Raw genomic sequence first — 12,050 nt, forward strand, 5'->3', positions numbered from 1 at the left:
AATCCGTACGCCTCGGGCCGAGAACGTGCAGTCCCCGGCTCACGGCAACAAATGGGTGGTATGGCCGCCGAATTCGAACGGTTCGGAGAGGGAGAACCGCCAGCATCCGCAACCCGTGGCGGCCTGAATTCTGTTCCTCTCCCAAAGTCCGCTCCGATTTCACCCTCGGCGGACCACGATCTCGCCCCAGAAAAGTCGGACCGAGCCGGAGATTGGCGAGCATACTCGCCGGGCCAGAAGGGCCTCGCGCCGGAATCCGGATCGATCAGCCGCCGGACCTCGTGCGCGACACCCTACGGATACCCGCGCCAGAGCAGGGATCCGAGCGCAGCCCCATGGGACACCGTCCTCTTCGACCCGGCCATCTGCCCGTCACCGTCGCGCTCGCCGCGATCCTGAGCCTCGCGCCGGCGGCGCGCCACGCACCCACGATCGAGGTGCCTCAGACCGTGGCCGAGGCGAGTCAGGCCCCGAACGAGGAGATCGCCGCGCTCGCGCCCGCCGAGGCGGAGCCCGCGCCGGTCGAGATCGCCTCGGCGCCCGATTCGGAGGGCGAGGATTTCTGGATGCCGGCCCGGCTCGGCTGGGAGCCCCGTGCCGTCATCGGCTCGGCGCCCGCATCCTTCGAGCTTCTCACCGCCTACGCGCTGGAGGAGCCCGCGATCCTCGGTGCAGCACCGCCCGAGGAAGGGCCCCGCCTCGCCCAGATCGTGCCGCTGCCCGTGCCGCGTCCGCCCGAATTCCGGCGGATCGATTCCGGCTTCGCCCTGCGCCGGGCCGAGCGTCAAGCCCTGCGCCGCCAGGCCGCCGCCGCGACGCCGAGCCCGGCCCAGGTGGAAGACACGCGCAACTTCTTCGAGAAGCTGTTCGGCGTCGAGAAGCCGGCGACGCCCGCCCTCGCCTACGCCGCGCTCGACAATTCCGCGGCCGATGCCGCCGCGCGCCGCCGCGTGGTCCCGCCGCCCGCGCCGGTCATCGATTCCGCGACCGCGATCTACGACATCAGCGCGCGCAGCGTGGTCCTGCCGAACGGCGAGCGGCTGGAGGCGCATTCCGGCCTCGGCGACCATATGGACGATCCGCGCTTCGTCCATGTCCGCATGCGCGGCGCGACGCCGCCCGGCACCTACGACCTCACCGAGCGCGAGGCGCTGTTCCACGGCGTGCGGGCGATCCGCCTCACGCCGCTCGGCGGCAGCGAGGCGGTGCACAACCGCGTCGGCCTCCTGGCCCACACCTACATGCTGGGGCCGAACGGCGCCTCGAACGGCTGCGTGTCCTTCCGGGACTACGACCGCTTCCTGCAGGCCTATCTGCGCGGCGAGATCCGCCGCCTCGTGGTCGTGGCGGGCGTCAAGCAGGCCAGCCCGCCGCTCCTCGCTCTCCGGTAGGCGGCGCGGGTTATCCGCGGGCCACGTCCGTTCGAGAGAGCGGGCTTATCCCGAGCGATCAGGGCTGAGCTGGCGTCGCGGGCACGGCCCGCGCCAAGTGCCGCAGGATCGCCTCGCGGTGCCCCCGCGCCTGCATCAGGCGGTCCTCCAGCATCCGCAGCATGCCGACCGCGAGGCTGGTGTCCTGGCCGCAGGCGCTGGTGCGCGCCACGATGAGCGTCTGCGCCGCGATCCGCCGCTCCTCCTCGTCGACATGCCGGTCGGCGAGGGCCAGGTGGGCGCGTTCCTGCGTGAAATCCGTCATGGCCGAGACACCTCAACGCCGTTCGCGTAACTGTGCGTCCATTTCCGCTAAACAGCAACGCGCATCTCAGACACGCAACCAAAATTGATAATGTCCGCTTGAAAAGTTCGCACGTTACGATCGCCAGGCAGGCGTCGGGGCTGCGGCGCGGTGCGGCAAGGCCGCCCGCCGGCCGCGCATGACCACGCCGAAGGTGTAGCAGCTCGCCGCGAGGTAGTAGGCGGCGAGCAGCGGCAGCACGACCGGCCAGAGGGCCGCCACCAGGAGCGGATTCAGGCCGTTATCCACGTCCCGCCACTTCCACACCAGGAAGGCGAGATCCGCCGTCGCGACCGCCGCGTAGGTGGCGCACAGGGTGAGCAGTACGGAGACGGTCTGCATGGCCGGGAACTCCCGTGCCGGCGCCCGGCGGCGGAACCTCCGCCTCGGGGCCGAACCGCTCCGGGATTAGCCGCCGCGTATGTCGTTTGGATAAAGTCCGGCCTCGCGGGCCCCGGGCGGTTCGCGCAGGAAGGCGAGCAGGCGGCCCGCGGCCACCTCGCGGTCGCCCTCGTTGACGATGGTGAGGTCGGCCTCGATCGGAGCCTCCCGGGCGAGACGTGCGGCGAGGTCGCCATCCTCGCTGCGCCCGCGCGAGGCGAGGCGCGCCGCGAGCACGGCGGGCGAGGCCGTCACGGCGACGACCCGCACCCGCGCGAGGCGGCGGCGCGCCTCGGCGACGGCCCGGCGTGAGACGTTGCAGACGACGCAGCAGCCATGGGCCGCCGCCTCAGCAGCCTCATGCGGGATCGCGTAGCCGAGGCCGTGCGCGCGCCAGTGCAGGGCGAAGGCGCCCGCGGCCGCCCCGGCCGCGAAGGCCTCCTCGGCGATCTCGAGATTGTCCTCGTGCTCCGAGGGCGGCCGCGTCACCAGGCGGCGCGGGAAGACGAAGCGCGGATCGCCGGCGAGCCGGATCCGGGCGAGCCGGATCAGCGTGTCCTTGCCCGCGCCGCTCGGGCCCACCACGAGGACGAAGCCGTCCGCCATCACACCACCCGCTCGCCCGCGCGCCAGACCTGGCGCACGACGGGCACGCCCTGCGCCATCCGCACGCGGACGAGGTCGGCGCGCAAGCCCGGCGCGATCCGGCCGCGGTCGTCGAGGCCGGTGGCGCGCGCGGGGTTGGCGGTGACGGTGGCGACGGCCTCCGGCAGCGTGATCCCCGGCACGCGCTCCGGCAGCAGGAAAGCCGCCATCATCAGGCTCGCCGGCACGTAGTCCGAGGACAGGATGCTGAGGAGCCCGGCCTCGGCCAGGTCCTGCGCCGCGACGTTGCCCGAATGCGAGCCGCCGCGGATCAGGTTCGGCGCCCCCATTATCACGGTGATGCCGGCCGCGTGCGAGGCCTCCGCCGCGTCGCGGGTCGTGGGGAACTCGGCGAGCGCGACGCGCTCGTCGCGGGACAAAGCCACGTCGTCGAGGGTGGTGTCGTCGTGGCTCGCGAGCGGGATGCCGCGCGCCTGGGCGAGCGCCACCAGAGCGGGCCGGTTCACCGCGCTCAGCGCCCGGCCCTCGCGGATCTTGCGCTCGGTGCCCGCCTTGATCGCCTCGAGCGAGCGGCCGCCGCGCCCCGCATACTGGTAGTACTTGGCAAGGTCGCGGAACTGGCGCTGGCCCGGCGTGTGATCCATCAGCGAGATCAGCCCGACCGGATGGCGCGCGGCGAAGGCGGTGACGGTGTCGACGACGTCCTCGGTTGGCAATTCGCAGCGCAGATGGGTCCGGTGCTCGACCCGGAACAGGTGCTGCGCCCGGGCCTCGGCGAGGGCGTCGGCCAGGGCGTCGAGCTCCGGCCCGAGGCCGCTTCCATCCGCCTCGCTGCCCGCGCGCAGGGAATCGAACACGGTGGTGATGCCGGAGGCGGCGATCTGGGCGTCATAGGCGAGCACGGCGCCCAGCGGATGCCAGCGCACGCCCGGCCGCGGGGCGTAGTGGCTCTCCAGATGGTCGGTGTGCAGCTCCACGAGGCCGGGCAGGAGCAGGTCGCCGTCGAGATCGAGGCCGCGTCCGGGGGCACGGCCCGTACCGGTTTCTGCGATGCGCCCATCCACGATCGCGAGCCAGCCCGCCTCGACCCGGTCGGGCAGGACGAGCCGCGCGTTCTCGAGGATCTCGGTCCGGCTCATGGGTGTGGGATTCCCGCTCATGCCGCATTTTCTTTCGCGGAACCGGCGACCACGTCCGCGGAAAATGCGCGAAAGGCCGCCACGTCGACGATCCGCGTCGCCACAGCCTCGCGCACATCGGCGTCGTGGAAGATGCCGAGGATCGCCGCCCCCGCCGCGCGCCGCTCGCGGATCAGCGCGACCACCGCGGCGCGGTTGCGGGCATCGAGGGAGGCCGTGGGCTCGTCGAGGAGGAGGAGCGGACGCTCGGCGATCAGGCCGCGGGCGATGTTGACCCGCTGCTGCTCGCCGCCCGAGAAGGTCGCGGGCGGCAGCTCCCAGAGGCGCTCGGGCAGGTCGAGCCGGGCGAGGAGGTCGGCGGCGCGGGCGCGCGCGACCTCGGCCGCGAGCCCCGCCTCGATGCCCGCCGCCTCGACCACGGCGCGGGCGCCTACCCGCGGGATCACCCGCAGGAACTGCGAGACGTAGGACACGACGCGTCGGCGCAGGTCCAGGATCTCGCGCGGCTCCGCCCGGGCGACGTCCACGATGCGCGCGCCGTCGCGAATCCTTATGGCGCCGCGCTCGCAGCGATAGTTGCCGTAGGCCATCTTCAGGAGCGAGGACTTGCCCGCACCCGAGGCGCCGCCGAGCACGACGCACTCGCCCGCGCTCACGGACAGGCTCGCGCCTGCGATCACCGGAAGCGTCACGCCGCCGCGCAGGTGGAGGGTGAAGCTCTTGCCCACATCCTCGAAGGCGATCACCGGATCCGTCATGCGGCGAGCACCGAGGCGACGAGGAGCTGGGTATAGGGCGCCTGCGGGTCGTCGAGGACCTGGTCGGTCAGCCCGGTCTCGATGACGCGCCCGCCGCGCATCACGAGGATGCGGTGCGAGAGCAGGCGCGCCACCGCGAGGTCGTGGGTGACGATGATCACGGCGAGGCCGAGCTCGGCCACGAGGCCGCGGATCGTGTCGAGGAGGCGCGCCTGCACCGAGACGTCGAGGCCCGAGGTCGGCTCGTCCATCAGCACGAGGCGCGGGCCCGTGACGAGGTTGCGGGCGATCTGCAGGCGCTGGCGCATGCCGCCGGAGAAGCGCGTCGGCGGGTCGTCCACCCGGTCGGCGGCGATCTCGACCCGGGCGAGCCAGTCGAGGGCCGTCGCGCGGATGCGGCCGTAATGGCGCTCGCCAATTCCCATCAGCCGCTCGCCGACATTGCCCCCGGCCGAGACCGCCATGCGCAGGCCCTGCGCCGCATCCTGCCGGACGAAGCCCCAATCGGTGCGCATCAGGGCGCGCCGCTCCGCCGGCCCGAGGGCGGCGAGGTCGCGGGGCACGCCGTCGCGCATCCGGTAGGTGACGGAGCCCGCATCGGCCGCGACCTCTCCGGCGATCAGGCCGAGCAGCGTCGACTTGCCCGAGCCCGATTCGCCCACCACCGCCAGCACCTCGCCGGGATGGAGCGCGAAGCCGACGCCGTCGCAGGCGAGACGCGGGCCGTAGCGCTTCGTCAGGCCCTGTACCTGAAGGAGAGGCGCGCTCATGCCGCCTGCTCTCCGGTGAAGCCCTCGGCGCGGCGCCCCTCGCAATGGTCGGTGTCGGAGCAGACGAACATCCGCCCGCCCCGGTCGTCGAGCACCACCTCGTCGAGATAGACCCCTTCCGCCCCGCAGAGCGCGCAGGGGCGGTCGAAGCGCTGCACCCGGAACGGATGGTCCTCGAAATCGAGGCTGCGCACCCGCGTATAGGGCGGCACCGCGTAGATGCGCTTCTCGCGCCCCGCCCCGAAGAGCTGGAGGGCGGGGCAATCGTCCATCTTCGGGTTGTCGAATTTCGGCGTCGGCGAGGGGTCCATCACGTAGCGCCCGGCCACCTCCACCGGATAGGCGTAGGTGGTCGCGATATGGCCGTGGCGGGCGATGTCCTCGTAGAGCTTCACATGGATCAGCCCGTACTCGGCGAGCGCGTGGAGCTGGCGCGTCTCGGTCTCGCGCGGCTCGAGGAAGCGCAGGGGCTCCGGGATCGGCACCTGATAGACGAGGATCTGCCCTTCGCGGAGCGGCGTCTCCGGGATGCGGTGGCGGGTCTGGATCACCGTTGCCTCGGTGGTCCGCGTCGTGGTGGCGACGCCCGCGGTGCGGCCGAAGAAGCGGCGGATCGAGACCGCGTTGGTGGTGTCGTCGGCGCCCTGGTCGATCACCTTGAGCACGTCTGAGCGCCCGAGCACCGCGGCGGTGACCTGCACGCCGCCGGTGCCCCAGCCATAGGGCATCGGCATCTCGCGGGAGGCGAAGGGCACCTGATAGCCGGGGATGGCGATCGCCTTGAGGATCGCCCGGCGGATCATCCGCTTCGTGCCCTCGTCGAGATAGGCGAAGTTGTAGCCCTGCTCGGGAAGGGGCGCGCTCATTCCGCGGCCTCCCGCAACGGCTCGCCGGGTTCGGCGTGGGCCGCTTCATGCTCGGCGCGCAGGCGCCGGACCAGCTCAAGCTCGGCCTGGAAGTCGACGTAGTGCGGCAGCTTCAGGTGCTCGACGAAGCCGGTCGCCTGCAGGCTGTCGCAATGGGCGAGCACGAATTCCTGGTCCTGAGCCGGCGCGCCCACGGCCTCGCCGAGCTCCGCCGCCCGCAGGGAGCGGTCGACCAGGGCCATCGCCATGGCCTTGCGCTCGCCCTGGCCGAAGACGAGGCCGTAGCCGCGGGTGAACTGGGGCGGGACCTCGCCGCTGCCGCGGAACTGGTTGAGCATCTGGCACTCGGTCAGCGGCACCTCGCCGAGCGGCACGGGGAAACCCAGCTCCTCCGGCACGAACTCGAGCGCGACGGTGCCGAAGCGGATCTCGCCCACGAAGGGATGGGTGCGGCCGTAGCCGCGCTGGGTCGAGTAGCCGAGCGCGAGCACGAAGCCCTCGTCGCCGCGGGCGAGCGCCTGGAGCCGCACCGCGCGGTCGGCCGGGTAATCCACCGGCTCGCGGGTGAGGTCACCGACCGGGGCGCCCGCCTCCGGCGGCGAGGGTTCGAGCAGCCCGGCCTGGCCGAGGATGTCGGTCACCCGCGGGCAATGTCCGGCATCCGGGCCGGGCTCGGCCTCCTCCGCCGGCTCGGGGATGCTGCCCTCAGTGAGGGCGAAATCGACGAGGCGGTGCGTGTAGTCGAAGGTCGGCCCGAGCACCTGCCCGCCCGGCAGGTCCTTGAAGGTCGCCGAGACCCGGCGCGAGACCGTCATCGCGCCCGTATCGACAGGCTCGCTCGCGCCGAAGTGCGGCAGGGTGGTGCGGTAGGCGCGCACCAGGAAGACCGCCTCGACCACGTCGCCGCGGGCCTGTTTCAGGGCGAGCGCGGCGAGGTCCGGATCGTGGAGCGAGCCCTCCGTCATCACCCGGTCCACGAGCAGGCTCATCTGCTCGCGGATCTGCGCCACCGAGAGCTCGGGCACCACGGGGTCACCGCGGCGGATTTCGGCGAGCAGCCGGTGGGCATTGTCGATGGCGGCCTCGCCACCCTTCGCGGCCACGTACATGGCTCAGGCCTCCGCCGGTTCGAGCACCCGCGCCGAGCGCGGCAGGCCGGTCATGCGGCCGGGGGCGGTGAGGAGGATGTCGAGCCCGCACGGGAACAGGGCATGGTTGGCCGCGAGGCGCGCCGACCAGTCGGCGGGCAGCGGCCCGGCATCGAACCGCACCCGACCGTTTATGCCCGGCCCTGTGAAGGCGAGGCCGTCCTCCTCGGTGAGGTGATCGAGGGCCAGGATCAGCGTGGCCGAGCCATCCGGGTAGTCCGGCGTTCCCTGCGCGAAGGCGGTGAAGGCCGGGCAGGCGGCCGCGTCGACGATCAGGGCGAAGGCCGCAGACTCGGGCGTTGCGGTGATCGGCGCGCCGGCATGGAAGCGCAGATAGGCCGCCACCTCCGCCGAGCGCGCCAGCGGCGCGTCGAGCCAGATTGGCGTGTCGGCATCGCAGAGCGCCAGCGCGAGGGCCGCGAGTTCCGCGGTCAGGGGCTCCGGCGGGGCCAGATCCGTCGGCAGCGCACGGACGAAGCCGGGCCGGCTCAGCGCCTCCATCGCGGCGCGGAACACGGCCTGCGCGTCGTGGACCGGGTCGCGGAAGCCGGGGCGGAGCGCCATCAATCCTCGCCCCGGGCCAGGGTGAAGAAGTTCACGCGGGTGGCGGCCACCCGCCGGGCCCGCCCCTCCGCCTCGCGCTGCCGGCGCGCGGCGACGGCTGCCAGCGCCGCATCGACGGCAGGCCGGGTCTCCGCGTTCTGCCAATGCGCGTCGAGGATCGCGGCGAGCCGGGCGCGCGGACGGTCGCGTCCGAGATGATAGGCGAAGCCGGTCTCGCCGCCGGGCAATCGCACCGCGGCGCGGGTCACCGTCGCCTCGCCGAAATTGAAGGCCCGTCCGTCGCCGCCGATCCGGCCTCGGGTCATAACGAGGCCCGTCTCCGGGACCCGCAGATCCTCGGCCTCTGCCGACAGGCCGGCACGGGCGAGCACGTCTTCCAGCTCGGCCAAAGTGGCGGCACCCGCGAGCGCCATGGCAGAGCGGCGGGCCGCGACCTCTGGCGCGACGGGCTCGGGTGGTGTTTCGCTGCTCGGCATCGTGCTGCGATCCTCACTTGTCTATATATATAGACAAGTGTGCGACCGGCCGCAAGGACGACCACGACCCGACATGGCCGATGCACGCGACATCCCGGTGACGCCCTCCGAGCCCCCGCTGCGGCGCGGCGAGGGCCTGGCCGCCTGGCGGCAGATCGCGGACGCGCTCGCCGGAGAGATTGGAAGCGGCGCCCTCCCCGCCGGGGGCCAGCTTCCGACCGAGGCGGCCCTGGCCAAACGATTCGGGGTCAACCGGCACACGGTGCGCCGGGCGCTCGCAAGCCTCGCCGAGCGCGGGCTGGTGCGGGCGACCCAGGGGCGCGGCACCTTCGTGGAGCAGGCCCCCCTCGCCTACCCGATCGGCCCACGCACGCGCTTCTCCGAGACCGTCACGCGCGCGGGCCGCGAGGCCTGGGGCGACCTTCTCGGCGCGCGGGTTCTGGCGGCGGATGCCGAGACGGCCGAGGCGCTCGGGCTGGCGCCGGGGGCGGCGGTGGTCGAGATGCTGACCCGACACCGGGCCGACGACACGCCGCTCTCGACGGCGCGCACCAGCCTGCCGCTGCCGCGCTTCGCCGCGTTCGATGCCGCCTATGCCCGGCTCGGCTCGATCACCCGCGCCTTCGGCGCCTTCGGCGTGGACGACTATACCCGCCTGTCCACGCGGGTGGGCGCCCGCGCGGCGAGCGCCGAGGAGGCGGCGCGGCTCGACATCGCGCCCGGCCGCCCGCTTCTCACCGTGACCAGCGTGAATGTCGACGGCCGGGGGCAGCGCATTCAGGCCACGCAGAGCCTTTTCTCGGCCGACCGGGTCGAATTGATTTTGGAGTGATCGGTCCGTGAATAGGCCGGGGCTCTGCCCCGGCGCCCCGCCAAAGGGGTGACCCCTTCGGGATCCCGGGATGTCAGCGCGGCTCGCCGCCGATGAGGGCGCGGCGCAGGCGGCCCGACACCGCGTCGATGAGGGCGACCGTGACGAGGATCATCAGGACGAGGAAGGCGACCTGCTTCAGTTCGAGCACGCGGATCAACTCGGTCAGGTACTGGCCGATGCCGCCCGCGCCCACGATGCCGATGATCGTCGCCGAGCGGGTGTTCGATTCGAAGAAGTAGAGCATCTGGCTGCCGAGCACCGGCAGCACCGCCGGCACGAGGCCGAAGCGGATGCGGTGCAGCGCGCCCCCGCCCGAGGCGGTCACCCCCTCCGACGCCTTGCGGTCGGCGGTCTCGACGGCTTCCGAGAACAGCTTGCCGAGCGCCCCGAAATCCGCGCAGGCGATGGCGAGCGCCCCGGCGAAGGGGCCGAGTCCGACCACGTTGATCCAGATCAGCGCCCAGATCAGCACGTCGACCGAGCGCATCACGTCGAGACCGCGCCGGACGGTGAAGTGGACGAACGGGTTCGGCACCACGTTGCGCGCGGCCAGGAACGCCACGGGCAGGGCGAAGAGAGCCGCCGTCAGCGTACCGAGGAAGGCGATGCCGAGCGTCTCGGCGAGCGCGCGCAGGAAATCGGCGAGATGCCCTTCCGCCGAGGGCGGCAGCATCAGCACCGCGAACTCACCGAGGCGTCCGAGCCCGCTCAGGATGCGGGCGGCGGAGAAATCGAGCCGCACCATCGCGAAGGCGGCGAGCCCGAGCAGGGCGGCGAGCACGCCGACGAGGGTCAGGCGCGAGGCCCACGAGACGCGGAAGGCCTGCGGGTAGCGCGCCTTGAGGGCGGCGAGGTCGGGCGCCGGGGCGCGGGCCGGAGACGCGTCGCTCATCGCGCCTGCTCCAGCCCGATCAGGTGATGGCGCAGCCGCTCGGTGGCGAGGTCGATCAGCACCACGGTCGCGACGATCATCAGCAGGATCGCGCTCACATCCGTGTAGTAGAAGTTGCGGATCGCCACGAGCAGTTCCTGCCCGATGCCGCCGGCGCCGACGAAGCCCATCACGCCGGCCCCCCGCACGTTGATCTCGAAGCGCAGCAGCCCGTAGGAGGCGAAGTTCGACAGGACCTGCGGCAGCACCGCGAAGCGGATCGCCTCGACCCGCGTGGCGCCGGACGCAATCAGCCCCTCCACCGGCTTCATGTCGATGTTCTCGACGACCTCGGAGAACAGCTTGCCCAGCGCCCCGGCGGTGTGGATGGCGAGCGCCATCACGCCGACCATCGGCCCGAGCCCGAAGGCGATCACGAAGATCAGCGCGAACACCACTTCCGGCACGGTGCGGAAGAATTCGAGGGCGCGGCGGGTCAGGAAGCAGCCGATGCGGGTGCGGGCGAGGTTCGCGGCGGCGCCGAAGCAGAGCAGGAAGGCCGCGAGCCCGCCGAGCAGCGTGCCGAGATAGGCCATCAGCAGGGTCTCGCCGAGCAGCGCGGCCCATTTCGGCAGGCCCCAGTACCACTCGGCGAAATCGCCGCGCAGGTTCGCCAGGGTGAGGTGGGGCAGGATCCGGCCGAGATAGGCGGTGAAGTTGCCGATGTTCTCGACGAGCACCAGCGGCCGCACCTCGGCCGCGAAGCCCGCGGCCACCGCCAGGACGGCGACGGCCGCGAGCGTCAGGATCGTCCGCCGCCGCGTGGCCGCGACCGCGCGCGAGTAGGCGCTCTCCAGCGCCGCCCCGCGTTCGGACGCGAGCGGGACGATCCGCGTGTCCATGGTCCGGATCAGGACTTGCGGCGCTGGTCGTCGTTGAACTTCAGCATCTCGATGATCGGCTGGTAGTCCTTCAGCGTCACCGGGGTCAGATCGAGGTCCTTGCCGTCCGAGAGCCGGTCGAAGGCGGCCTTGTCGGCCTTCGGCAGGGCGATGAAGGCCTCGCGGATCTTGGCCTTCAGGTCGTCCGGCAGGCTCGCCAGCACGGCGAAGGGCCCCTCGGGCAGGAACTCGGACTTGAACACCACGCGGAAGTCGGACTGGCCCATCTGCGTGCCGTCGGGCTTCTTCAGCATGCCCTTGGTGGCCATGCGGGTGACGACGGTGTCGGTCTCGGAGTTCCAGAGATTGGCCGCGGCGTCCGCGGTGCCCTGGACGAGAGCGAGGACGGCGTTCTCGTGGCTGCCGGCATAGACCGTCTTGCCGAAGTGCTTGTCGACCTCGTGCCCGGCCTTCTGCAGGAAGAAGCGCGGCGCCTGGTTGCCCGAGGTCGAGTTCGGGTCGACGAGGGCGAGGTTCTTGCCCTTCAGGTCCTCGACCGTCTTGTAGGGGCTGTCGGCGCGCACGTAGATCACCGAATAGTAGCCCGAGGCGCCGTTGTTGTGCTTCTGGTTGACCACGGGTTCGACCTTCACGCCGGTCATCACCGCGCGGGCGAAGGAGGCGGGGCCGTAGAAGGCGATCTGGATGTTGCCGGCGCGCTGGCCCTCGATCACCGCGGCGTAGTCGTTGGCGACGCGCAGCTTCACCGGCACGCCGAGCGCCTTGGACAGGTATTCGGTCAGCGGGGCGTAGCGGTCGGCGGTGCCGCTGGCGTTCTCGACGGGAATCGCGCCGAGCGTCAGCTCCGGATACTTCGCCTTCCAGTCCTCTGCGGCGGCGGGCGCGATCAGCGCGAGCGCGGCGAGGGCGCCGGCGAGGGTGCGGCGGGTCAGCATGGTCTGTCTCCTGTGAACGAGGGCCG

The 12,050-nt window shown here is 72.2% G+C and carries 15 protein-coding genes; 2 read left to right on the plus strand and 13 right to left on the minus strand.

The window, feature by feature from the left end:
• Nucleotides 1-335: 335 nt before the first annotated feature.
• A complete protein-coding gene (locus MTDSW087_RS08190) occupies nucleotides 336-1,391 on the plus strand; it encodes a DUF2778 domain-containing protein (protein WP_144762786.1) in 1,056 nt (351 codons plus the stop codon).
• 58 nt (nucleotides 1,392-1,449) lie between these two features.
• Here MTDSW087_RS08190 and MTDSW087_RS08195 read toward each other — a convergent pair whose 3' ends face one another.
• From MTDSW087_RS08195 to phnG, 10 genes are all read right to left on the minus strand, one after another.
• Nucleotides 1,450-1,695 (minus strand): hypothetical protein, encoded by a 246-nt coding sequence (locus MTDSW087_RS08195; protein WP_144762788.1) that lies wholly within the window; start codon nucleotides 1,693-1,695, stop codon nucleotides 1,450-1,452.
• Between the two features lie 114 nt (nucleotides 1,696-1,809).
• Nucleotides 1,810-2,076 (minus strand): hypothetical protein, encoded by a 267-nt coding sequence (locus MTDSW087_RS08200; protein ID WP_144762790.1) that lies wholly within the window; start codon nucleotides 2,074-2,076, stop codon nucleotides 1,810-1,812.
• A 66-nt stretch (nucleotides 2,077-2,142) separates the two neighbouring features.
• Nucleotides 2,143-2,721, minus strand: a complete 579-nt coding sequence (gene phnN / locus MTDSW087_RS08205) for a phosphonate metabolism protein/1,5-bisphosphokinase (PRPP-forming) PhnN (RefSeq protein WP_186383782.1) — start codon at nucleotides 2,719-2,721, stop codon at nucleotides 2,143-2,145.
• Nucleotides 2,721-3,860, minus strand: coding sequence for an alpha-D-ribose 1-methylphosphonate 5-triphosphate diphosphatase (locus tag MTDSW087_RS08210; RefSeq protein ID WP_144762794.1), 1,140 nt, complete (start codon nucleotides 3,858-3,860; stop codon nucleotides 2,721-2,723). The genes phnN and MTDSW087_RS08210 overlap by 1 nt, the downstream gene beginning before the upstream one ends.
• Before the next feature lie 17 nt (nucleotides 3,861-3,877).
• Nucleotides 3,878-4,618: a phosphonate C-P lyase system protein PhnL gene (gene phnL, locus MTDSW087_RS08215; protein WP_144762796.1), complete on the minus strand. Its 741-nt coding sequence runs from the start codon at nucleotides 4,616-4,618 to the stop codon at nucleotides 3,878-3,880.
• A complete protein-coding gene (phnK, locus tag MTDSW087_RS08220) occupies nucleotides 4,615-5,388 on the minus strand; it encodes a phosphonate C-P lyase system protein PhnK (protein WP_144762798.1) in 774 nt (257 codons plus the stop codon). The genes phnL and phnK overlap by 4 nt, the downstream gene beginning before the upstream one ends.
• The gene (locus tag MTDSW087_RS08225) at nucleotides 5,385-6,254 is read right to left on the minus strand and encodes an alpha-D-ribose 1-methylphosphonate 5-phosphate C-P-lyase PhnJ (protein ID WP_144762800.1); all 870 of its coding nucleotides are present in this window, start codon (nucleotides 6,252-6,254) and stop codon (nucleotides 5,385-5,387) included. The genes phnK and MTDSW087_RS08225 overlap by 4 nt, the downstream gene beginning before the upstream one ends.
• Nucleotides 6,251-7,363 carry a carbon-phosphorus lyase complex subunit gene (locus MTDSW087_RS08230; RefSeq protein ID WP_144762802.1) on the minus strand — a complete coding sequence of 371 codons (1,113 nt, stop codon included), beginning with the start codon at nucleotides 7,361-7,363 and terminating at the stop codon, nucleotides 6,251-6,253. Before MTDSW087_RS08230 ends, MTDSW087_RS08225 begins: the two co-directional genes overlap by 4 nt.
• A gap of 3 nt (nucleotides 7,364-7,366) precedes the next feature.
• Nucleotides 7,367-7,966, minus strand: a complete 600-nt coding sequence (gene phnH, locus MTDSW087_RS08235; protein ID WP_144762804.1) for a phosphonate C-P lyase system protein PhnH — start codon at nucleotides 7,964-7,966, stop codon at nucleotides 7,367-7,369.
• The gene (gene phnG, locus MTDSW087_RS08240; protein ID WP_144762806.1) at nucleotides 7,966-8,442 is read right to left on the minus strand and encodes a phosphonate C-P lyase system protein PhnG; all 477 of its coding nucleotides are present in this window, start codon (nucleotides 8,440-8,442) and stop codon (nucleotides 7,966-7,968) included. The genes phnH and phnG overlap by 1 nt, the downstream gene beginning before the upstream one ends.
• A 73-nt stretch (nucleotides 8,443-8,515) precedes the next feature.
• Between phnG and phnF the strand changes: the two genes are divergently transcribed.
• Nucleotides 8,516-9,274 carry a phosphonate metabolism transcriptional regulator PhnF gene (gene phnF / locus MTDSW087_RS08245; RefSeq protein WP_144762808.1) on the plus strand — a complete coding sequence of 253 codons (759 nt, stop codon included), beginning with the start codon at nucleotides 8,516-8,518 and terminating at the stop codon, nucleotides 9,272-9,274.
• Nucleotides 9,275-9,347: 73 nt separating this feature from the next.
• On the opposite strand, the gene phnE (MTDSW087_RS08250) is transcribed toward phnF, so the two are convergent.
• The 3 genes from phnE (MTDSW087_RS08250) to phnD are packed head-to-tail and all read right to left on the minus strand — an operon-like array spanning nucleotide 9,348 to nucleotide 12,024.
• Entirely contained in the window at nucleotides 9,348-10,208 is an 861-nt protein-coding gene (gene phnE / locus MTDSW087_RS08250) for a phosphonate ABC transporter, permease protein PhnE (RefSeq protein WP_144762810.1), read from the minus strand.
• Nucleotides 10,205-11,089: a phosphonate ABC transporter, permease protein PhnE gene (phnE, locus tag MTDSW087_RS08255; protein ID WP_144762812.1), complete on the minus strand. Its 885-nt coding sequence runs from the start codon at nucleotides 11,087-11,089 to the stop codon at nucleotides 10,205-10,207. The genes phnE (MTDSW087_RS08250) and phnE (MTDSW087_RS08255) overlap by 4 nt, the downstream gene beginning before the upstream one ends.
• A gap of 8 nt (nucleotides 11,090-11,097) precedes the next feature.
• Complete coding sequence (phnD, locus tag MTDSW087_RS08260) at nucleotides 11,098-12,024, minus strand: phosphonate ABC transporter substrate-binding protein (protein ID WP_144762814.1); 927 nt, start codon at nucleotides 12,022-12,024, stop codon at nucleotides 11,098-11,100.
• Between the last annotated feature and the right edge of the window lie 26 nt (nucleotides 12,025-12,050).

The sequence above is a fragment of the Methylobacterium dankookense genome (assembly GCF_902141855.1).
GTDB classification, from domain to species: Bacteria; Pseudomonadota; Alphaproteobacteria; order Rhizobiales; family Beijerinckiaceae; genus Methylobacterium; species Methylobacterium dankookense.

What these genes read in the sequence shown, in the direction of transcription:
- MTDSW087_RS08190 (WP_144762786.1), top strand. Translation starts at nt 336, where the DNA reads ATGGGACACCGTCCTCTTCGACCCGGCCATCTGCCCGTCACCGTCGCG.
- MTDSW087_RS08195 (WP_144762788.1), bottom strand. Translation starts at nt 1,695, where the DNA reads ATGACGGATTTCACGCAGGAACGCGCCCACCTGGCCCTCGCCGACCGG.
- MTDSW087_RS08200 (WP_144762790.1), bottom strand. Translation starts at nt 2,076, where the DNA reads ATGCAGACCGTCTCCGTACTGCTCACCCTGTGCGCCACCTACGCGGCG.
- phnN (WP_186383782.1), bottom strand. Translation starts at nt 2,721, where the DNA reads ATGGCGGACGGCTTCGTCCTCGTGGTGGGCCCGAGCGGCGCGGGCAAG.
- MTDSW087_RS08210 (WP_144762794.1), bottom strand. Translation starts at nt 3,860, where the DNA reads ATGAGCCGGACCGAGATCCTCGAGAACGCGCGGCTCGTCCTGCCCGAC.
- phnL (WP_144762796.1), bottom strand. Translation starts at nt 4,618, where the DNA reads ATGACGGATCCGGTGATCGCCTTCGAGGATGTGGGCAAGAGCTTCACC.
- phnK (WP_144762798.1), bottom strand. Translation starts at nt 5,388, where the DNA reads ATGAGCGCGCCTCTCCTTCAGGTACAGGGCCTGACGAAGCGCTACGGC.
- MTDSW087_RS08225 (WP_144762800.1), bottom strand. Translation starts at nt 6,254, where the DNA reads ATGAGCGCGCCCCTTCCCGAGCAGGGCTACAACTTCGCCTATCTCGAC.
- MTDSW087_RS08230 (WP_144762802.1), bottom strand. Translation starts at nt 7,363, where the DNA reads ATGTACGTGGCCGCGAAGGGTGGCGAGGCCGCCATCGACAATGCCCAC.
- phnH (WP_144762804.1), bottom strand. Translation starts at nt 7,966, where the DNA reads ATGGCGCTCCGCCCCGGCTTCCGCGACCCGGTCCACGACGCGCAGGCC.
- phnG (WP_144762806.1), bottom strand. Translation starts at nt 8,442, where the DNA reads ATGCCGAGCAGCGAAACACCACCCGAGCCCGTCGCGCCAGAGGTCGCG.
- phnF (WP_144762808.1), top strand. Translation starts at nt 8,516, where the DNA reads ATGGCCGATGCACGCGACATCCCGGTGACGCCCTCCGAGCCCCCGCTG.
- phnE (WP_144762810.1), bottom strand. Translation starts at nt 10,208, where the DNA reads ATGAGCGACGCGTCTCCGGCCCGCGCCCCGGCGCCCGACCTCGCCGCC.
- phnE (WP_144762812.1), bottom strand. Translation starts at nt 11,089, where the DNA reads ATGGACACGCGGATCGTCCCGCTCGCGTCCGAACGCGGGGCGGCGCTG.
- phnD (WP_144762814.1), bottom strand. Translation starts at nt 12,024, where the DNA reads ATGCTGACCCGCCGCACCCTCGCCGGCGCCCTCGCCGCGCTCGCGCTG.